Here is a 20,085-nt window from a genome sequence, read left to right on the forward strand (position 1 = left end):
GCTGAAAGAACGGTACAGGGAGGGATCCCGATGACCGTGCAAGGTGAAAGCGCCGCGCCCTCCCTGCCTTGGCAGGCCTGGGTGCGGTGCCGCGCCTCTTTTGCCGATGCGGCTTTCAGCTTGCTCTTAAATATCCCCGCCGGAGGCTCCCGCGGCGGCAACAGGCGCGGAGGCCGGGCATGAGCGCGATCATGATCCAGGGCGCGGGCTCGAATGTCGGCAAGTCGATGCTGGTGGCGGGGCTGTGCCGCGCAGCGCGGCGGCGGGGCTTTTCGGTTGCGCCGTTCAAGCCGCAGAACATGTCCAACAATGCCGCCGTAACGGCGGATGGCGGCGAGATCGGACGCGCGCAGGCGTTGCAGGCGCTGGCCTGCGGGCTGGAGCCGATGGTCGACATGAACCCGATCCTGCTCAAGCCCGAAACCGATGTCGGCGCGCAGGTGGTGGTGCAGGGCAAACGCCTCACCACCACCAAGGCGCGCGATTATGCGGCCCTGAAGCCGCAGTTGATGGGCGCGGTGCTGGAGAGTTTCGCGCGCCTCAAGGCGGCGCATGATCTGGTCATTGTCGAGGGCGCGGGGAGCCCGGCCGAGGTAAACCTGCGCGCGGGGGACATTGCCAATATGGGATTCGCGCGCGCCGCCGATGTGCCGGTGGTGCTCGCGGGCGACATCGACCGCGGCGGTGTGATCGCGCAGATCATCGGCACGCAGGCAGTGCTTGACCCCGCAGATGCCGCGATGATTTCCGGGTTTATCATCAACAAGTTCCGGGGCGATGTTTCGCTTTTTGACGAGGGCTACCGGCTGATCGAGGCGCGCACCGGCTGGCCTGGCTTTGGCACGCTGCCGTGGTTTGGGCTGGCGCATCGGCTGCCCGCCGAAGACGCGCTCGACCTTGGCTCGGGGCGCAGCGAGGGCGGCCTCACCGTGGCCTGCCTCGCGCTCTCGCGCATCGCCAATTTCGACGATCTTGACCCGCTTGCGGCAGAGCCGGGGGTTGACCTTGTGATGGTCACGCCGGGCCAGCCGATCCCGGCCACGGCGCGGCTCGTGGTGATTCCGGGCTCAAAATCGACCCGCGGCGATCTTGCCTTCCTGCGCGATCAGGGCTGGGATATCGACCTCGCCGCCCATGTGCGGCGTGGCGGCCATGTGCTGGGCATTTGTGGCGGCTATCAGATGCTGGGCCGCACGGTTGCCGACCCCGACGGCATCGAGGGCGCGCCCGGCACCACGCCGGGCCTTGGTCTGCTTGACGTGGAAACGGTGATGACGCCGGACAAGCGCCTCACCCGCACCCGTGCCACCCATGCCGCGACCGGGCTCGCCGTCGAGGGCTACGAGATCCATATCGGCAAGACCGAGGGGCCGGACCGCGCCCGCCCCTTTGCGCTGATCGACGGGGCGCCCGAGGGGGCGATCTCCGCCTCGGGGCGGATCATCGGCAGCTATCTGCACGGGATGTTCTCGGCGGATGCGTTCCGGGCGGCCTTTCTCGAAAGCCTCGGCATCCCCGCCTCGGGCCAAAGCCACGGGGCCGGGGTCGAGGCCACGCTCGAAGCGCTCGCCGACCATATGGAAGCGCATCTCGACGTCGCGGGGCTGCTCGCGCTCGCGCGCTAGCGGGTCTCCCATTCGGTGGCAAGGTTCGCCTGCCAGCCTGCGCGGTGCAAAAGCGGCGTGTCATCGGTGAATTCCGGGGTGCCGATGCAAAGCCAGGCGGTAAATTCCCACTCGGGCGGTGTGCCCAGAAGCCGCTCGATCGCGCGCGGATCAAGCACCGAGACCATGCCAAGACCAAGGTTTTCCGCCCGGGCAGCCAGCCAGAGCGTGTGGATTGCCATGGCGGTCGATTGCTGCAAGGTGACGGGCATGGTGGCGCGGCCCAGCCCGTGCCCGGCCTGCGGGTCACGATGGGTGAAAACGGCAAGCTGCAACGGCGCCTGGTCGATGCCTTGCAGCTTCAGCTTTGCATAGGCCGCGGCCTGGTCATCGGCATAAACTGCCCCGGCCTCTGCGCGGGCCGCCTCGAAATTCGCCAGCACCGCGGCGCGGATCTCGGGGCTTTCGACACGCAGCACCCGCCAGGGCCGGGCATTGCCGACCGAGGGCGCCATATCCATCACCGCCCGCAGGCGCGCGACCACCGCTTCGGAGATCGGATCGGGGCGAAAATGGCGCACATCGCGGCGCCAGCGCAAAACCTCGGTCAGCGCATCGCGGTGGGTCTGATCAAATTGCATCGCTCAAAGCCTTCTCCAGCCTGTCCCATTCTCGCGCGCCCCCGGGCAGGCCGAGCCGCAACCAGCTTGGCGAATAGGGAAAGATCCGGCTCCAGATCTGTGCCCGTGCCAGCCGCTCCTGCGCGGCGAGCGCATCGGGGGTCGCATACGTGCGAAAAAGCGCGGTGCCGCCCACAAGCGCCCAGCCCGCTGCCGCGGCGATCGCATCAAGGCGGTGCGCCTCTGCGGTGAGCCGCGCCGTTGTCGCCTCGGCCCAGGGGCGATCAAGCAACGCGCGGGTGCCGGTTTCAATCGCGGGGCCGGAAACGGGCCAAGGCCCGACCATGTCTTCAAGCCGCGCCACCGTGGCGGCATCGGCAAAGGCAAAGCCGAGTCGCAGCCCCGCAAGGCCATAGAACTTGCCAAAGGACCGCAGCACGATGATTTTGGCCCCCGCTTTCGCCGCGAGCGAGGTCTCGGGCGTGGCATCGGCGAAACTCTCGTCCACCACCATGCGCCGCACCTGCAGGCCAAGCGCGCGCAACGCCTCGGGGCTCGTCACACGGCCATCGGGGTTGTTGGGGTTGACCACCACGGCAAGATCGGCCCCCGCAAGGGCGCGCAGGCTCGTCACCTCCTCAACCTCCCAGCCCGCCGCCCGAAGCGCGGCCGCATGCTCGTTGTAGGTCGGCGCCAGAACCCGGGCGAGGCCGGGCGGCGTGAGCCGGGGAATGAGCTGGATTGCCTGCTGCGCCCCCGCAAGGGCGACGCCGGGCGCCTGCGTGCCAAAGGCTGTTTGCGCTGCGGCAATCAGCGCCTCCTTGGCTGCGGCGGTGGGCAGGCCGGTCCAGGCTTCGGGGGCGAGCCGCGCGAGCGGATAGGGCACCCGGTTGATGCCGGTCGAGAGATCGATCCAGTCGGCGCCGCCGAACCGGGCCTTGGCCGCATCAATATTGCCGCCGTGATCGCGTCTCATGCGAAGCTCCCCAAAAGCGCCACAAGGGCAATGAGCAAAATGGCCCCGCCCATCGCGCGGCGATAAAGCGCAAGGCCGCGGGCAAGGGTTTGCGGCACGGGGTCCGGGGCGGTGCCGTTGAGCCATGGCTCGGTGGCCACCCGGTCCCCATAGATGCGCGGCCCGGAGAGCCGGATGCCGAGCCCGCCCGCGAGCGCCGCCTCGGGCCAGCCCGCATTGGGGGAGCGATGCGCGCGGGCATCGCGCACCATCACGGCCAGCGCCTCGCGCGCCTTGGCTCCGGCGGCAAGGCCAAAGAGCAGGCCGGTGAGCCGCGCCGGGATCAGGTTCACGAGGTCATCGACCCGCGCGGAGGCCCAGCCAAAGCGCTCATAGCGCGCGCTGCGGTGCCCGATCATCGAATCGAGCGTGTTGATCGCCTTGTAGGCGGCGATGCCCGGCAGCCCGGCGACGCAGCCCCAAAACAGCGGCGCGATGATGCCATCCGACGAATTCTCGGCAAGGCTCTCGAGCGCGGCGCGGGCAACGCCGGCCTCGTCAAGCTGCGCCGGGTCGCGGCCCACGATCATCGAGACCTCATGGCGCGCCTGTGCGAGATTGCCCGCAATGAGCGGGCGCGCCACGGCGGCCACATGATCATGCATCGAGCGCAGCGCGACAAAGGGCCAGGCGAGCAGGCCGCCGAACAGGACACCAATCCAACTCTGCGGCAGAAGGGTCTGAAGCAGCGTGGTTAGTCCAAGAACGACCCCGATCACGACCGCAGCCGCCGCCACGCCCATCAGTCGTTGCGCCGCGCCGCCGTTCCAGCGCGCCTCCAGCGCGGCGATCAGCGCGCCAAACCAGGTCACCGGATGGCCGATCCGGGCATAAAGCGCGCCCGGCCAGGAAAGCGCCAGATCGAGCGCGATCGCCACCAGCATCATCGCCGCAAAGTTCATCGCGTGCCCCCCCTGAGCCGCAAGATCCCGCGCCAGCCCGCCGCGCGCAAGAGCGCTTCGGCGCCCGTGGGCACGCGGCCCGGCGCAAAGATCAGGCCACGTGCGGGCCCGGTATGGGCGCGCATCCAGCCAAGCGCGCCGAGCCGTGCGGCAAGCGCGGGCGCACTCTCCACAGCGGGGCCGCGCAGGCGCGAGGAGCGCGCCGCACTTTCAGATGCGAGCGCGGCGAGGTCGGCAAGCGTGGGCCCGGCCTGCCAACGCGCCACGAGGTCCGATATATCGGGAAAGGCCGTGTCGCGCGGCTCGGTGCGCACCGGCGGCCCCTCAAAACCGCCGAGGATCTCATAGCGCGGCAGCGGCGGCAGCAGGCCAAGTGAGCAGCCCTGCCGCGAGGCCCAAAGGAGCCGGTCCGGCGCGGCAAACATCAAAGGGTCCGAAGCGCCCTCGGCCGCGATACAGGCCTTGGCAAGCATCTCTTCAGGCGCGCCAACGCCCGCAAGCCGCGCGAGCGCCAGCAGCGCCGCGGTCGAGACCCCGGTGCCAAGCCCCGGTGCCACCACCGGGCGCACCACCACCTGCCCGAAAAGCCCGGCCCCGATCCGCTCCAGAAAGGCGCGCCCGCGCGCCGGGCTGAGCCCCGCCCCGTGAATTCTGAGCCCCCGGCCCGGGCGGTGGCGCGCATCGAGTCCCAGATCGGGCGCTGAAAGCGTCACCAGCGCAACCGCGCCCTCGGGGCCAAGCCGGCCCTGCAGCCATTCGCCAAAATGGCCGGGAATATGCACGAAGGCGCTCATCCAAACGTCCGGTTCACGGCGCCAACCCCCCAGTGCCCGCCCGGCAGCGCCACAATTCGGGTGAGCGAAAGGGGCGCAATATCAAAGGCAAGCGCGGCGGGGATATGCCCCATCGCCAGCGCAAGCGCGGCGCGCACCACCCCCGCATGGGCAACAACAGCGGTGCGCCCGCCCTGCCCTGCCAGATCGCGCAGCGCCGGGAAGACCCGCGCACATTGATCTTCGAAACTCTCGCCCGCGGGGGGGCGGTGGCAGGCAAGCTCCGCCCGCGTCATCGCCCCGATGTCGGGCAGATCGGCAAAGGGCACCCCTTCCCACGCGCCAAAATCCTGCTCCCAGAGCCGTTCGTCCAGATCCGGCGTCCGGCCCGGAAACACGGCGGCGGCGGTCTCGCGGCAGCGCAGCGCCGGGCTGGCCACCAGCCGCGCCGCGCCCACCGCCGCGCACAACGCCGCAAGCGGCGCGGGGCCCGGAAGGTCTGCGGGCACATCGCGCCGCCCCGCAAGGCAGCCGCCATTGCGCGCCGGAGCATGACGGATCAGCAAAAGCTCCGCCCCCGTCGCCCGCACTGCCTGCGCCTCCGTCGCCCCGTTCCCGCCCATGGTCGCATTTCTCCTTCCGGTCCGGCGCCCTTTCTGCTTTGTTGCCGCGCAAGGAACAAGAGGCAAGGTCCACGCCCCCATGGCACGCATTCTTCTGGTCACCGGCGGCGCCCGTTCGGGCAAGAGCACCCATGCCGAGGCACGCACCCTCGCGCTGGGCCGCCCCGCCCATTACATCGCCACCGCCGAGATCTGGGATGAGGAAATGGCCGCCCGCATCGCTGTGCATCAGGCGCGCCGCGGCCCGGAATGGACCACCCATGCCGAACCGCTTGACCTTGTGGGGGTGCTGCGCGCCACCGACGACGCCCCCCGCCTCGTCGATTGCCTCACGCTCTGGCTCACCAATCTGATGCTGGGCGCGCAAGATTGGGAGGCTGCGGCAAAGGCGCTTCTTGCCTCTCTCCCCGATCTTGCCGCACCCGTCGTTTTTGTAAGCAACGAGGTGGGGCTCGGCATCGTGCCCGACAACCGCCTCGCCCGGGACTTCCGCGATGCTGCGGGGTTTCTCAACCAATGGGTCGCCGCGGCGGCGGATGAAGTGATCTTCACCGTCGCGGGCCTGCCAATGAAAGTGAAATAAGAAAATGCTGCAATTCCAATCCTATGCAGAGTTCGCCACGCTGATCGACCGGCTTCCCGTTGCCGATGAGGCGATCCGCGCCGAGGCGCGCGCGCGCCAGGACAACCTCACCAAGCCGCTTGGCTCGCTGGGCAAGCTCGAGGATGTGGCAGTGCATTGGGCGGCCTGGCGCGGCACCGTGAAGCCGACGATTTCCAAGGCGCAGGGCATTGTCTTTGCGGGCAATCACGGCATCTGCAAACTCGGCGTGAGCCCCTTCCCGCAGGAAGTCACGATCCAGATGGTGGCAAATTACGAGGCGGGCGGCGCGGCGATCAACCAGCTTTGCCGCGCTTCCGGCGCCGATCTGACCGTGGTCAAGCTCGACCTGGACTGGCCGACGCAAGATTTCACCCAAGGCCCGGCGATGGACGAGGCGGAAACGATTGCCGCGCTCAACGCGGGCGCCGCGGCGGTGGACGAAAGCGCCGATGTGGTGTTCGTGGGCGAAATGGGGATCGGCAACTCCACCGTGGCGGCGGCGCTCGCCGCGGCGGTGTTTGGCGGCACCGGCGCGGATTGGGTCGGCCCCGGCGCGGGCGCGGACCCGGCGGGCATCGCGCGCAAGACCGCGGTGATCGACAAGGGCCTTGCGCTGCATTCCGGCCTTGGCGGCATCGAAACGCTGGGCGCGCTTGGCGGGCGCGAAATCGCCGCGATGTGCGGCGCGGTGCTGGCGGCACGGGCGGCGCGGATCCCGGTCATTCTCGACGGGTTCATCTGCACCGGCGCCGTTTCCACGCTTTTCAAGGTTGATCCGCGGCTCCTTGACCACTGCATCGTCGGCCATGCCTCGGCGGAGCCCGGCCACCGCCGCATCCTTGCCGCCATGAACAAGGTGGCGCTGCTGGAAATGGGCATGCGGCTCGGGGAAGGCACCGGCGCGGCGCTCGCGCTCTCGGTCGTGCGCGCCGCGCTTGAGTGCCACAACGGCATGGCGACCTTTGCCGAAGCCGGTGTGAGCGAAGGCCAATGAGGGCGCCCGGGCAGACCGGAACGGGCTGGGCGGGCCAGCGCCTTACCGAGGCCTTGCTGGCCGTGGTGATGCTCACACGCCTTCCCGCCCCCCGTCTGCCCGACCCGGCCCCGAGCCTTGCAGCCGCCTCCTGGGCGTTTCCGCTCGCGGGGGCGCTGCTCGGGGCGCTCAGCGCGCTGGTGCTGAGCCTCGCGCTCGCGCTCGGGCTGCCGCCCGCGCTGGCGGCGGGGCTCGCGCTTGCCGCGCAGGTGATGATGACGGGGGCGCTTCATGAAGACGGCCTCGCCGATTGCGCCGACGGGTTTTGGGGCGGGCACACGCGCGAGCGCCGCCTTGAGATCATGCGCGACAGCCGCATCGGCTCTTATGGCGTCACCGCGCTGGTGCTGGCGCTCGGGCTGCGCTGGCAGGCGCTCGCCCATCTCACCGCTGCCGGGCCGGGCCTTGCCAGTGCCGCGCTTGTCGCCTTGGCCATGGCAAGCCGGGTTGCCCCGGTGGCGCTGATGGCCACGATGCCGCCTGCGCGCGACAATGGCATGGGCCACCGCGCCCGCGGCGCAGCCCCTGCGGCGCTTGCCGTGGCGCTCGCGCTCGGCCTGTCCGGGTTCGCCCTTCCGGGCCTGCCGATCCTTGCGCCGAGCCTTGCAGGCGCACTTGCCGCGCTCGCCGTGGCACGGATCGCCCGGGCCAAACTCGGCGGACAAACCGGGGATGTTCTGGGCGCCTCCCAACAATGCGCCGAACTGGCAGGCTGGTGCGCGCTCTGCGCCACTTTGCCGTGACGCCGCCTGCCCCGCGCAACCTGCCCCGCGCGCCTATATTTTTGATATATTCTAATATTATAAAGGGTTTTAGCCACTAATCGTCGCGTTCCGGGATGATTAGTGGCGCCGCTTCACCGGGCGTTAAGGTCTTTTTCGCAGGATCTGCCCCGGGATTTCGGAGCGCAGGCATGGCAAAGTCAGTCAAGACCAGAACCTTCTTTTCGCATCTGATCAGCATGGGGCTGATCGTAGTTCTCAGCACGTTCGCGGTGGGCGTCGCGCTGGGATTCGCGGTCTATACCGACGGTCAGAGCCACAAGGAAAGCGCGGCGATGGCCACGCTCAAAGAGGATCTGGGCGCGGTCGAGCGGGGCTTTGCCGCGGCGCGCGATATCGAAACGCAGTTCCGCGACCAGCACGACGAAAGCCTGATCACCCGGCACGAGGCGCAGATAGCCGCGACCGAGGAAGAACTCGAATTGATGATTGATGCGGCGCAAAAGCTTGGATTCGCAGATCTTGCAGCGCAATCCGAAGCGCTCAGCGAACCGCTGCTTGATTACGGGGCGAGCTTTCTCGAACTGTCAGACAACCTGCGCGTGGTCGGGCTCGACCATGAATCCGGGCTTCAGGGCGAATTGCGCAACGCTGTGCATGAGGCCGAAAAGATCATCGAATCTCTTGGCATGCCCGAGGTGCGGGCCGCGCTGTTGATGCTGCGCCGACATGAAAAAGATTTCATCCTGCGAATCGACCCGAAATATATCGACAAGGTCGATGAAGAGGTCGCCAAGCTGATCAGTTACCCGGAGGAGAAATATCCCTCCGCCCAACACCGCAACCGCGTGGTGAAGAAGATCGAAGCCTATCAGGAGGCCTTTCACCTCTTCGCCGATCTGTCGATGCAACTGCATGACCTGACGGTCTCAAGCGATGAGCAATATCACACCATGCTGCCGCAGCTCGATCAGTTGCGCGCGCATATCGCGGAGAACAGCGCGGCCCAGGAAGTGCTGGCCAACGAACACAAGATGATGGCGGGGGCGGTGATTGCCGCGACCGGGTTGATCGGCTTCCTGGCGCTTGCCTTTGGTGCGTTCCGGCTGTTCCGCGCCACCGTGGTGCCGCTGAAAAAGGTCTCCGAGGCGGTGGAAACGCTGGCGGGCGGCTCGACCGAGATCAGCGTGCCGCAATCGCGGCTGCGCGAGGTGCAGGCCATTGGCGCAGCGCTCACCACGTTCCGCGAGTCGATCATCGAGCGGCGCCGTCTGGAAGAGGAACGCGCGGCAGAGGCGGAGCGCGCCGCGGCAGCCCGCGCCGAACAGGCCGACCGCGACGCCGCCGAGGCGCGCGCCAAGGCCGAGGCCGCAGAGACCGAGCGCCGCGCCGCCGCCGAGCGGGCCGCCCGCGAACATGCTGCCGCGCAGGAGATCGCGCTCGTGGTCGCCGCCTGTGCCGAGGGCGATTTCTCGCAACGGCTGCGCACCGATGACAAGGACGGCATCTTTGCCGAGCTTTGCGCGGGCGTGAACCGGATCGGCGAGGCCGCGATGGACGGTCTTTCTGCGGTGCAGGACGCGCTCGACCAGATCGCTCAGGGCGATCTGACCCACCGCATGCCAGAGCGGTTCCACGGCATCTTTGCAGATATTGCCACGGCGATGAACCGCTCGACCGAGAGCCTCAATGGCACGCTGACCACCATCACCGTCTCGGCCGCCTCGGTCGATACGGCGGCAAGCGAGATCTCGGGCGCGACGGACGATCTGGCGCGCCGCTCCGAGCGCAACGCGGCCACGCTTGAACAGACGGCCTCCGCGCTGGAGCAGATGTCGGCGACGGTGAAATCGGCAGCCAATTCGGCAGAGGTTGCCCGCGCGGCGGTGGATGACATTTCCGACAAGGCCGGGGCCGGCAGCAAGGTTGTCGAGAGCGCCGTGGCGGCCATGGACGAGATCAAAAGCTCCTCCGATGCGATTGCAAAGATCCTCAAGGTGATCGACGACATCGCCTTCCAGACCAATCTTCTCGCCCTCAACGCCGGCGTCGAGGCGGCGCGGGCGGGCGAAGCGGGGCGCGGTTTTGCCGTTGTCGCCTCGGAGGTGCGCGCCCTTGCACAGCGCTCTTCGGAAGCGGCGCGCGACATTGCGAGCCTGATCGAAAGTTCAAGCACGAGCGTGGGGCGCGGCGTGGATCTGGTGCGCGATTCCGGTCGGGCGCTGCGCGACATCGTGGCGGGCGTCGAGGATGCGGCCACGAAAATCGCCGAGATCGTCACCGCCTCGCGCGAAACGGCGGCAGGGATCGGCGAGATCTCCAATGCCACCACCGAGCTGGACCGCACCACGCAGCACAATGCGGCGGTGTTTGAGCAGACAAATGCGGCCGTGCGCTCCCTTCAGGGCGAGGCCACGGCGCTCGCCGCGGCGGTCTCCGCCTTCCGGCTCGAAGCGCAGGCGGCACAGCCCGCACCCGCCGGTTGGGCGAGCCGGTCCGCCGCTGTGGCCCAGCCCGCAGCGCGCGCAAATGAGGAAGCCCGGTTCATCTCGCGCCGCCGCGCCTGAGACGCCCGCTCACCCGGCGCATGCGCCTGCCCGATCACGGCCCGACGGTGCTCCCGTCGGGCCTTGCGGCCTTTGCTCTGCCCGGGCGCCTTGCGCGGTATTTCGCTCCGCTAGAGCGGAGCGACCCGCCGGGGGCTCCGCCCCCGGACCCCCGATTTACGTTGCGCGCCGGGGGGACCCAAATCTGGTTTACACGGCCCGCAAATCGGATAGTCATTGTGTGTCTTCCGGGGTGTTCCCGATGATCCACCGTTCCCATTCTCTCCCCTTCCGAGACCCACGCCCATTCTGTCCCCTTCCGAGTCCCACATGAAACTCCTGCGCGCCATGACCGTGACCCCGCACGGCCCTCTTTTCGAATGGGGGGCAAGCGCGGCGATCTTCTTTCTGGCGCTTGCGCTGCGGTTCGAGACCGAGGGGCTGTTGCCGCCCGGCTATCCGTTCCTGACCTTCTTTCCGGCGGTGTTCCTGACCGGTTTCTTTGTCTCCACCCGCGCGGGGGCGGGCATGGCGATCGCATGCGGGCTGGCGGCCTGGTATTTTTTCGTCACACCCGAAGGCACATTCCGGCTCGGCGGCCGGGGCTTGCTGGCAATGGGCTTTTACGCCTTCATCGTCACCACCGAGCTCTTCGTGATTGCGGCGATGCGCGCGGCGCTGCACAAGCTTGAACAGGAGCGCGGCGACTGGGCGCGGCAGGCGCAGCAAAACACCCTGATGTTCCATGAGCTGCAACACCGCGTCTCCAACAACCTTCAGGTGATCGGCTCGATCTTGCGGATGGAAGAGCGCAAGGCGGGCGATGCGGTCGCCAAGAAGGCGCTCAACACTGCCGCAGCACGGCTCGGCGTGATCGCCTCCTTGCAGCGCCAATTGCATGATCCGCGCCGACAGGTGACCGATATCGGCGCGCTGATGCAAACGGCGCTCCCCGAGATCGTCGCCGCAGCGAATTTGAACGAGCGGGTGCGGCTCAGCTATGACCTTGCCCCGCTTGCGGTTCCGGCCGAGCAGGCGACCCCGGTGGCGTTGATCGTGGTCGAGATGGTCTCCAACGCGCTCGAACATGCGCTGCGCGAGAGCGGCCAGACCACGATCACGCTGCGGCTGCGCCTCGAAGACGGGATCGCCACGATCGCCATCGCGGATGATGGCAAAGGCCTTCCCGACGATTTCGACCCGGAACAGCCCAAAAGCCTCGGGCTCCGGCTCGCCCGGCAATTTGCCGCCCAGCTTGAGGGGGCGCTGACCTTTGGCGCCGCCGAGGGCGGTGGCACGCTCGTGACCCTGCGCTTTCCGCCCAAGCCAATCGAGCCGGTCACGCCATAGCAAAAGGGCCCCCGCGCGGGGGGCCCTTTCAAGGGGGTGTGTCGTCCGGTCAGAGCGGCGGTTGGCCGCGCAGCGCGCGCGCCACAAGCGCGATCACGAAGAGGATCAGGAACAGGAAGAACAGCACCTGCGCGATCGAGGCCGAAGCCCCCGCGATACCGCCAAATCCAAGCGCGCCAGCGATCAGCGCGACGACGAGAAAAGTCAGGGCCCAACCCAGCATGGGAACGCTCCTTTCTAGCTGTTGCGATGGGGCCGCGCCGAAGGCTGTGTGGTGCGGCCAGTGTACCAGATCAACGTGCCCGCCCAGTGCCGCGTTCCCTCACGAAACCGTCATTATGTCGGCTCCGGGTCGTTCGGCGTGGCCACCGCGGGCTCCGACAGCCCGCTCTCCGGGGGGCTGTTGCGTTCCTCGCCCGCCTCAAGAGCCGCGGGCTGAAACACCAGCCGAAGACTGTAGCGCGGCAGGGAACCTTCTGCGCCCGCCTCCGGGCCGCGCTCAAGCCACCCGCCAAGCTGCGCCGCAAAGGCGGTGAGCAGCCGGGTGCCAAATCCGTCCGAGGGCGGCACCATATCGGGCGCAGAGGGCGTGTTCGCCGCGGTGAAGGGCGCAATCGGGTTGACCACCTCGAGCATCGCCCGACCATCGGCGCCCTGCGTCAGCGCCACCCGCACCTCGGCCGCAGCCTCAGACCCACGCCAGGCGTGCTTGAGCACATTGTCGAGCGCCTCGGTCAGCAACAGCGCCAAGGCCACCGCCTGATCGGGCACGAGCCGGATCTCTTCGACCACAAGATCGAGATCGAAGCGCCGCTCGGCAGTGGTGCCGATCTTCAGGATATGGCGCGCGATCCGCGGCAACAGCTCGTCGGCGCGAATGTCGGTCTGGCCCGAGGTGAGGTAAAGCTCGCGGTGGATGGTGGCGAGGCTCAGCACCCGCTCCTGCACATTCTGCATCGCGGCGCGGGTCTCGGGCGAGCGGGCCCGGCGCAATTGCATGTTCAGGATCGAGGCGATGAGCTGGAGGTTGTTCTTCACCCGGTGATGCACCTCGCGCAAAAGCACCTCTTTTTGGTGGATCACGTTTTCCAGATAGGCCTCGTCATGCAGCACGGCGACGGTCATGTGCTCATGGGCGCGCGCCACATCGCGCAGCTCGCGCGGCGCCCCGCGCATCGACAGCGGCCGGATGCGTCGATCCCCCTGCGCGAATGCGGTGATCGAGGCGCGCAAGGCGCGCACATGGCGCAGCACCTGCCCCTCGGCCGCGAGCCAGGCAACCAGAAGGCTCGCCATCCACATCAGAAACGGGAAGGCATAGGGCGGCCAATCGGCCAGCAGCCCCTCGTCATCCAAAGTGTCGGCCGGCCAGGAGGCGAGCAGATAAAGGTTCCCCTCAGAGATCGGCACCACGGCAAAGGCGCGGCGGCGGCCATCGGCGGCACGATCCAGAAAGCTTTGCCCGCCCTGCCCGATGAACCCGCCCAGCGGGCGCGCGGCAGGCAGCGCGCGGGAAACGTTGTCGAGCCCGGTGGTGGCGGTGAGCACTTCGCCCGAGCCGTCGAAGGTGACGATGGCAAGCGGGCGCTCCCCGCCATGGGTCGCCGCCATGCCCTGCGCCTCAATCGTTTCATGCGGCATCGACACGGCAGCAAAGCCGAGCAGCCGCCCGGCATCATCGTGCACCGGCAGCGAGTAATTGAGGATCGAGGTGCCGGAGATCGGCCCTTGTCGGTTGACGTATAGCAGCGGGCGCGGATTGGCGCGTTGATCGGTGAGCCACGGGGAATTCGTGAGCAGGAAGGGCACATCCTGCGAGGTGCAGGTGATCCGGCCATCGAGCGGCACAAAGCCGACAAAGGAATAATTGCCGCCCGAGACCTCCTTGATATCGTGCATATGTGCCGAACAGCTTTCGGTGTCCGCGATCCATTGCGGCAGCCCTGCGGCCATCGCCATCGCGGTGCCTCGCGCCTGCATCAGCAAATCGATTTGCGGCGCGGCGGCAATCAGGGTTTCCCCCAAGATTGCGGCGCGCATCCGGCTTTCGGCGAGGCGGTTGGAGGAGAGCGACTGCGCAAAGCTCAACAGCGCGAGCGGCAGCAGCACCACCCCCATCATGAACATAAGGCGCGCGCCGAGGCCATCGACGCGCGCGAGAAGGGATTTGAGCCGGGTCATGCTGCCTGCGGACCACCCGGGCCCGCCACGGCCTGAAGGTTCAACGCCGTGTCGGAGATCAGATCCTCTCCTTCGGCAAGGCCCAGCAGTTCGCCCAGCCGTGCCCGTGCCCGGTTGGCCCGGCTCTTGGCGGTGCCCACGGCGCAGCCCATCATGCCCGCCGCCTGCTCGTAGGAATAGCCATTCGCGCCGACAAGGATCAGCACCTCGCGATGCTCAGGCGTGAGTTGGTCGAAGGCACGCGTGAAATCGGCCAGAGCAAGGCGCCCGTCATGGGCCGGGCGCACCGCGAGCGTCGCGGCATGAATGCCATCGGGGTCGGCCACCTCGCGGCGCGTCTTGCGGCGCGCCGAATAAAAGGTGTTGCGCAGGATCGTGAAGAGCCACGCCTTGAGATCCGATCCGGGCTGGAACTTGTCGAGGTTGCTCCAGGCCTTCAGGATCGCCTCCTGCACGAGGTCATCGGCCTCGGAGACGTTGCGGGTGAGCGAGATCGCAAAGGCCCGCAGCGCCGGAATGTGATCGGCAATCTCGTCGCGCGGGTCGGGCGTATCGACGGGCGTGGCAAGGGCGGAAGACTGGGTCACCGGCTGCCCTCCGTCTCACTGTTTTGCGTGCCTGTCTGTTGCGCTTTCAACTGCGCCAGAAGCTGCTTGAACCGGTCCGGTATCTCGGGGTCGATCGCGGCTTCGTAGACGCGCTTGAGGTTCTCATCGATATCGCGCCGCAGTGCGGGCTTGCCCTTTTCCTCTGTCATCTCTTGCGCCATGCTCTTTTTTCGCGTGTAGGGTCCATCATTGGGAACTTAACGCGCCGTTTCGCGTTCGGTTCCCAGGAAAACTCGAATTCAGGAGAAAATCCATGACGTCGACCGCAACCCTCGACCTGTCGCAAGCGATTGCCGGGGAGCTTCCCTATCTGCGCCGCTACGCGCGCGCGCTCACGGGCAGTCAGACAAGCGGGGATGCCTTTGCCGCGGCCACGCTCGAGAGCCTGCTTGTCGATGCCGCCATCGTCACGCAGGCGCCGCGCCCGAAAGTGGGGCTGTTTCATGCGTTCCATCTTGTCTGGGCAAGTGCGGGTGCGCCCGGAACCGAACTCACCGAGGGCCCTGCCGCGCGCGCTCAGGCGCTGATGGCCGGGCTGACGCCGAACTCGCGCGAGGCGCTTTTGCTGCATGTGATCGAAGGCTTCAGCCATGAAGAGATCGGCGCGATCATGCAGGTCGAGGCCGAGGAGGTGGCAACGCTGATCGCCGCCGCCAATGACGAGATGACCCGCGCCGTCACCGGCCGCGTGATGGTGATCGAGGACGAGGCGATCATCGCCATGGACCTTGTCGACATCGTCTCGGGGGTTGGCCATGAGCTGACAGGCGTTGCCCGCACCCGCGCCGAAGCGGTGGCGCTCGCCCGCGCGCAGCGCCCCGACCTGATCCTTTCGGATATTCAGCTTGCCGACAATTCCTCCGGCATTGATGCGGTGAACGACATCCTTGCCGAAATCGGCGAGGTGCCGGTGATCTTCATCACCGCTTTCCCCGAGCGGCTGCTGACCGGCGAAAAGCCCGAACCGGCGTTCCTGATCACCAAGCCCTTCTCGGAGGAGCAGGTGCGCTCGGCGGTGAGCCAAGCAATGTTCTTTGCCTCAACCGAGACCCTTGCCGGCTGAGCGCCACCCCGAAACAGACCGGCAAAAACCCGCCCAAAAGGCGGGTTTTCTTTTATTTACAAGTAATTGTGAAATGCGGAACCAAGCTGCATATTTCCGCGTTCTCTCTCCACAGCGCCGCTGAGGCGCAGTCGAAAAAAGGGAGAACACCATGATCCGCAAGACCATGATTGCCACCACCACCGCCATTCTGCTCGCCTCGAGCGCGCTTGTGGGGCCGGCGCTCGCCAATACGACTCCGGTGCATGAGGTGGATGTCGAGACCGACATCACCGCAATCGCCAACCCGAAGGCCGCGGACTACTGGGGCCGGATCTCGGAAGACCTGCAAAGCGCCATTGCCGCGCGGCTTGCCGAGAATGATCAGCTCGGCCCGCAAGGGACGGTGCTCGATGTCGACATCGACGAGCTGGCCCTCGCCAACACCTTTGAAAAGGTGACGAGCGATGAAGATGCCGTTCTCGTTGGCACGGTGCGCGTGCTCAACCGTGACGACCGCTCGCCGATCAACAATTACACGGTGACCGTGAACACCGCCGCCGCCCATGCCTTTGACAAGGATGGCAAGCTGAAGGAAGGCGCCTATTTCGACAGCCCCGCCTATTATGTGGCGATGGTGAATGCGTTTGCGAACGGCGTCGTGTCGCAGCTGCAATAAGGGCCTTGCCCGCCTGAACTGGCGCTGGCCGCTGCGGGGAAGGCCGCGGCTGGCAGACCCGATGCAGAGCTTGCGCCGGGTCGGACCCGGAGGACCATGATCCTCCGGGTCTTTTGCTGCGCGAGGGGTTCAACGTCTGGCCGCGCTTCGGGTTCCCGCAAAACGACGGCCATTTCCGCTGACGCCCTGTGCGAATGCGCACTTTTATTCCCCAAATCACCGGTTGAACGCGCGCCTGAGCGCAGTATCTCTGACCCAGAACCGCGGCGCTGACCTGCCGCCTCCCCCTCCCCGGGGTCAACCAAGGACAAGACCATGAAAGATACGTTTGAAATTGCCGTGTTCGTCGGCAGCCTGCGCACCGGCTCGCTGACCCGCAAACTGGCCGAGGCGCTGGCCGATCTGGCGCCCGCGTCGCTGCGCTTCAAGTTCATCGAGATCGGCGATCTGCCGTTTTACAACCCCGATCTGGACACAGACACCCCGCCCGCCTCCTGGGCGCGCCTGCGCACGGATATCGCCGCCGCCGATGGGGTGCTGTTCGTGACGCCCGAATATAACCGCTCCATCCCCGCCGCGTTGAAGAACGCCATTGATATCGCCTCGCGCCCCTATGGCCAAAGCGCGTGGAACGGCAAACCGGCGGCGGTTGTCTCGGGTTCGGGGGGCGCGCTCGCGGGCTTTGGGGCCAACCACCACCTGCGGCAAATGCTGGTCGTGCTCGACATGCCGACGATGGCGCAGCCCGAGGCCTATATCGGCCATCTCGGAGACCTTTTTGACGCGGCGGGCAAAGTCAAATCCGAGGATACCCGCGCCTTCCTGCGCCAAATCGCGACCTCATTCGCGGCCTGGGTGGCGCGCCACGCCGCCTGATCCCGTGCCCGGCCCCCCGCGCGTCCCGGGGGGCCAATTGCAACCGGACCGCTGATGTCTGAGATCACCCCCTCCGCCGATTTCGCCGCCCCCGGGCGCGGCCGCGCCCCGCTGCGGCTGATCCTTGCCGGGTTGATGCTGGCGATGGTGCTCGCCGCGCTGGACCAATCCATCGTCAATACCGCGCTCCCCGCGGTGGCAAGCGATCTTGGCGGCATGGCGCATCTCTCCTGGGTGGTCACGGCCTTCATGCTCTCGTCGACCACCGCCACGCCGATCTTCGGCAAGCTTGGCGACATGTTCGGGCGGCGCAATCTGCTTTTGGGCGCGATCACGCTCTTCATCCTTGCCTCGGCGCTCTGTGGCCTCGCGCAATCCATGCCGGAGCTGATCGGCTTTCGACTGCTGCAGGGGATCGGCGGCGGCGGGCTGATGACGCTCACCCAAACCACGATTTCCGACGTGGTCGGCCCGCGTGAGCGGCTGCGCTATCAGGGCCTCTTCACCGGCGCCTTTGCCTTTTCCTCGCTGGCCGGGCCGGTGCTTGGCGGTGCGCTGACCACCGCGTTTTCGTGGCGCTGGGTGTTTTATGTCAACGTGCCGGTCGGGCTGATCGCGCTTGCGCTTTTGATCACGGCCTTGAAGCTGCCCGCGGTCGAAAAGCGCCACCACCAGATCGACTGGCCGGGCGCGCTTCTGCTCACGGCGGCGGCAAGCGCACTCTTGCTGTTGTTCTCGCTTGCCGGCTCGGTCTTCCCGCGGATATCGCCGCAATCGGGGGCGCTCCTCGTGGCCGGTCTCGGCCTTCTCGCCCTTTTTCTGTGGCAAGAAAAGCGGGCCCCGGAGCCGATGGTCGACCTGCGCCTCTTCACGATTTCCGCCTTTACCATCGGCACGATCACCACCGGCGCCATGACCTTTGCGATGATGAGCGCAATGGTTTTTCTGCCGCTTTACCTGCAACTCGTGCTGGGCATGAGCGCCGCGCAATCGGGGCTCGTGATGTTGCCGCAGATCGTGACGATGCTTCTCTCCTCCGTGCTCGGCGGGCGGCTCTCGGCCCGGATCGGGCGCCCCAAGCCGTTCCTTGTCATCGGGATTGCGCTTGAGGCCGCCGGGCTCGGCTTGCTGGCGCTTGTCGCCCATCTCGAAGCCGGTCTGGTGCCGGTTCTGGGCGCGCTTGCGGTCCTTGGCACCGGCATGGGAAGCGCGATGCCCAATGCCACCGTCATCGTGCAAAATGCGGTGCCGCGCGCAAGCCTTGGCGTTGCAACATCGAGCATGTCCTTCCTGCGCTCCTTGGGCGGCGCGATGGGCGTTGCCGTCTCCGGCGGGGTGATGACGAGCCTTTTGGCGGCAAATCTGCAGGGCCTCGGCGGCATTGATGCCACCGCCATCGCCACGGGCGGCATGGAAACGATTTCGGCCCTGTCGGGGCCGCAGCGCGCCGCGGTTGCCGAGGCGTTCCGGCAGGCGATCTCGGCGAGCTTTCTGATTGGCGCGGGGGTGATGGTGCTCGCGCTGCTGATCGCGGTGAACCTGCGCGGCACCGATCTCGCGCCGAAGCGCCCCTCCGAGGGGCCAAGAGAGCGGCAGGAGAGCAAATAAAGCGCCTGATCACGCAAGCGTGTCGACCCCGTCCCGACTGATTTGCCCCGCTCATGCGTATTCTTTACGAACCTTCCCACTTGCCGAGGACTCATGCCGGCCATCCTGCCCCGCCCCGCTTCGCTTTTGTCACGGCTGCCTCTGCGCAGTCTCCTGATCCCGGCGCTTGCGCTTGGCCTCGCGGCCCCCGCGCAGGCCCAGCAAGCCGCCCCCGGCCCCACCAAGGTTGGCGTGGTCACGCTCACGCAATCGGACGTGCCCTACAAGACCACCGTGCCGGGGCGGGCGGTGGCCTATGAAGAGGTCGATATCCGCCCGCGTGTGTCCGGCGTGATTGCGCAGATCCTTTACCGGGCGGGCCGTCCGGTGAAGGTGGGTGATCCGCTTTTCACCATTGATGGAGACACTTACGAGGCAGACCTGAAATCTGCCGAAGCGGCTGTCGATAGCGCCGAGGCCGCATTGGATGCCGCGCACGCCACCTTTGCGCGCTACAAGAAGCTCGAAAGCACCTCGATTTCAGTGGAGGATGTCGACAGCGCCCGCGTGGCCGTGGCCTCGGCCGAGGCAACGCTGCGCTCCGCCGAAGCGGCACGCGACACCGCAAAACTCAACCTCGACCGCACCCGCATCACCGCGCCGATTTCGGGCGTGCCCGATGTCGCCACCGTCTCGACCGGGGCGATTGTCACCGCAAACCAGACCGATGCGCTCACCACCGTGACCCGGCTCGACCCGATCTATGTCGATGTGGAGGAATCGAGCCGGCGCAGGCTTGAACATCGCGCGATGCTCGAAACCGGCAAACTGTCCCGCGGCGAGACGGTCGATTTTGCTCTCACCCTCGAAACGGGCGAAATTTACGAGCGCAAGGGCAGCTTCGTCTCCCCCGGCACCACCGTCTCCTCCACCACCGGCACAACGGAGATGCGCATCCAGTTCGACAACCCCAACCGCAAGATCTTGCCGGGGCAGTTTTTGCGGGTGACGATCACGCTTGGCACCGTGCGCGCGATCCTCGTGCCGCAGCGCGCGACCACGCGCGCCTCCGATGGCACGCTCAGCGCCTTTGTCGCGGTTGACGGAAAGGCCGAAAAGCGCACGCTCAGCTCAACCGGCAGCTATGAAAACGCCTGGATCGTCACCGAGGGCGTGCGCGCCGGCGACGCGCTGGTGGTTGACGGGCTGACCAACCTGCAAGACGGCGCGGGGGTCGCACCGGTGCCGGTGACGATTGATGCGCAGGGGGTGGTGCGCGATGCGAGCACCGCCGCCCCGGCGGCGCAGGAGAACTGAGCC

20 protein-coding genes are annotated in these 20,085 nt (G+C 67.2%); 11 read left to right on the top strand and 9 right to left on the bottom strand.

Annotated features, from left to right (window positions below; genetic code table 11):
- Positions 1 to 179 precede the first annotated feature (179 nt).
- On the top strand, positions 180 to 1,625 hold the full coding sequence (locus ACFSM0_RS16730; RefSeq protein WP_377393145.1) for a cobyric acid synthase: 1,446 nt from the start codon (positions 180 to 182) through the stop codon (positions 1,623 to 1,625).
- Here ACFSM0_RS16730 and bluB read toward each other — a convergent pair.
- Genes bluB through ACFSM0_RS16755 form a run of 5 tightly spaced genes read right to left on the bottom strand, consistent with a single transcriptional unit; the run spans position 1,622 to position 5,537 of the window.
- Positions 1,622 to 2,245 (bottom strand): 5,6-dimethylbenzimidazole synthase, encoded by a 624-nt coding sequence (gene bluB / locus ACFSM0_RS16735; RefSeq protein WP_377393149.1) that lies wholly within the window; start codon positions 2,243 to 2,245, stop codon positions 1,622 to 1,624. The genes ACFSM0_RS16730 and bluB overlap by 4 nt on opposite strands.
- Entirely contained in the window at positions 2,235 to 3,200 is a 966-nt protein-coding gene (gene cobD, locus ACFSM0_RS16740) for a threonine-phosphate decarboxylase CobD (RefSeq protein WP_377393152.1), read from the bottom strand. Before cobD ends, bluB begins: the two co-directional genes overlap by 11 nt.
- Positions 3,197 to 4,141, bottom strand: coding sequence for an adenosylcobinamide-phosphate synthase CbiB (gene cbiB / locus ACFSM0_RS16745; protein WP_377393155.1), 945 nt, complete (start codon positions 4,139 to 4,141; stop codon positions 3,197 to 3,199). Before cbiB ends, cobD begins: the two co-directional genes overlap by 4 nt.
- Complete coding sequence (locus ACFSM0_RS16750) at positions 4,138 to 4,935, bottom strand: propanediol utilization protein (protein WP_377393158.1); 798 nt, start codon at positions 4,933 to 4,935, stop codon at positions 4,138 to 4,140. Before ACFSM0_RS16750 ends, cbiB begins: the two co-directional genes overlap by 4 nt.
- Positions 4,932 to 5,537, bottom strand: coding sequence for a histidine phosphatase family protein (locus ACFSM0_RS16755; RefSeq protein WP_377393161.1), 606 nt, complete (start codon positions 5,535 to 5,537; stop codon positions 4,932 to 4,934). Before ACFSM0_RS16755 ends, ACFSM0_RS16750 begins: the two co-directional genes overlap by 4 nt.
- A gap of 79 nt (positions 5,538 to 5,616) precedes the next feature.
- On the opposite strand from ACFSM0_RS16755, the gene cobU reads away from it, so the two are divergent.
- The 5 genes from cobU (at position 5,617) to ACFSM0_RS16780 (ending at position 11,792) form a co-directional block, all read left to right on the top strand.
- A complete protein-coding gene (cobU, locus tag ACFSM0_RS16760) occupies positions 5,617 to 6,120 on the top strand; it encodes a bifunctional adenosylcobinamide kinase/adenosylcobinamide-phosphate guanylyltransferase (protein WP_377393164.1) in 504 nt (167 codons plus the stop codon).
- Between the two features lie 4 nt (positions 6,121 to 6,124).
- Positions 6,125 to 7,135 (top strand): nicotinate-nucleotide--dimethylbenzimidazole phosphoribosyltransferase, encoded by a 1,011-nt coding sequence (gene cobT, locus ACFSM0_RS16765; protein WP_377393168.1) that lies wholly within the window; start codon positions 6,125 to 6,127, stop codon positions 7,133 to 7,135.
- Positions 7,132 to 7,917: an adenosylcobinamide-GDP ribazoletransferase gene (gene cobS / locus ACFSM0_RS16770; protein ID WP_377393172.1), complete on the top strand. Its 786-nt coding sequence runs from the start codon at positions 7,132 to 7,134 to the stop codon at positions 7,915 to 7,917. The genes cobT and cobS overlap by 4 nt, the downstream gene beginning before the upstream one ends.
- A gap of 170 nt (positions 7,918 to 8,087) precedes the next feature.
- Entirely contained in the window at positions 8,088 to 10,463 is a 2,376-nt protein-coding gene (locus tag ACFSM0_RS16775; RefSeq protein ID WP_377393175.1) for a methyl-accepting chemotaxis protein, read from the top strand.
- Positions 10,464 to 10,772: 309 nt separating this feature from the next.
- Entirely contained in the window at positions 10,773 to 11,792 is a 1,020-nt protein-coding gene (locus ACFSM0_RS16780) for a sensor histidine kinase (protein ID WP_377393178.1), read from the top strand.
- A 49-nt stretch (positions 11,793 to 11,841) separates the two neighbouring features.
- Here ACFSM0_RS16780 and ACFSM0_RS16785 read toward each other — a convergent pair whose 3' ends face one another.
- From ACFSM0_RS16785 to ACFSM0_RS16800, 4 genes are all read right to left on the bottom strand, one after another.
- A complete protein-coding gene (locus tag ACFSM0_RS16785) occupies positions 11,842 to 12,015 on the bottom strand; it encodes a DUF1328 domain-containing protein (protein WP_097069023.1) in 174 nt (57 codons plus the stop codon).
- A gap of 113 nt (positions 12,016 to 12,128) precedes the next feature.
- On the bottom strand, positions 12,129 to 13,973 hold the full coding sequence (locus ACFSM0_RS16790) for a sensor histidine kinase (protein ID WP_377393181.1): 1,845 nt from the start codon (positions 13,971 to 13,973) through the stop codon (positions 12,129 to 12,131).
- Positions 13,970 to 14,560, bottom strand: a complete 591-nt coding sequence (locus ACFSM0_RS16795) for an RNA polymerase sigma factor (RefSeq protein WP_377393184.1) — start codon at positions 14,558 to 14,560, stop codon at positions 13,970 to 13,972. Before ACFSM0_RS16795 ends, ACFSM0_RS16790 begins: the two co-directional genes overlap by 4 nt.
- Positions 14,557 to 14,742: a NepR family anti-sigma factor gene (locus ACFSM0_RS16800; protein ID WP_377393187.1), complete on the bottom strand. Its 186-nt coding sequence runs from the start codon at positions 14,740 to 14,742 to the stop codon at positions 14,557 to 14,559. Before ACFSM0_RS16800 ends, ACFSM0_RS16795 begins: the two co-directional genes overlap by 4 nt.
- Positions 14,743 to 14,834: 92 nt before the next feature.
- Here ACFSM0_RS16800 and ACFSM0_RS16805 point away from each other — a divergent pair, with 92 nt between their 5' ends.
- From ACFSM0_RS16805 to ACFSM0_RS16825, 5 genes are all read left to right on the top strand, one after another.
- Positions 14,835 to 15,644, top strand: a complete 810-nt coding sequence (locus tag ACFSM0_RS16805) for a response regulator (protein ID WP_377393190.1) — start codon at positions 14,835 to 14,837, stop codon at positions 15,642 to 15,644.
- Positions 15,645 to 15,795: 151 nt separating this feature from the next.
- Positions 15,796 to 16,302 carry a hypothetical protein gene (locus ACFSM0_RS16810; protein WP_377393193.1) on the top strand — a complete coding sequence of 169 codons (507 nt, stop codon included), beginning with the start codon at positions 15,796 to 15,798 and terminating at the stop codon, positions 16,300 to 16,302.
- Positions 16,303 to 16,617: 315 nt separating this feature from the next.
- The gene (locus ACFSM0_RS16815) at positions 16,618 to 17,178 is read left to right on the top strand and encodes an NADPH-dependent FMN reductase (protein ID WP_377393196.1); all 561 of its coding nucleotides are present in this window, start codon (positions 16,618 to 16,620) and stop codon (positions 17,176 to 17,178) included.
- 54 nt (positions 17,179 to 17,232) lie between these two features.
- Positions 17,233 to 18,786, top strand: coding sequence for an MDR family MFS transporter (locus tag ACFSM0_RS16820; protein ID WP_377393199.1), 1,554 nt, complete (start codon positions 17,233 to 17,235; stop codon positions 18,784 to 18,786).
- 93 nt (positions 18,787 to 18,879) lie between these two features.
- Positions 18,880 to 20,082 (top strand): efflux RND transporter periplasmic adaptor subunit, encoded by a 1,203-nt coding sequence (locus ACFSM0_RS16825; RefSeq protein WP_377393203.1) that lies wholly within the window; start codon positions 18,880 to 18,882, stop codon positions 20,080 to 20,082.
- Positions 20,083 to 20,085: the final 3 nt, after the last annotated feature.

The sequence above is a fragment of the Rhodobacter lacus genome (genome assembly GCF_042683065.1).
Lineage (GTDB): Bacteria > Pseudomonadota > Alphaproteobacteria > Rhodobacterales > Rhodobacteraceae > Rhodobacter > Rhodobacter lacus.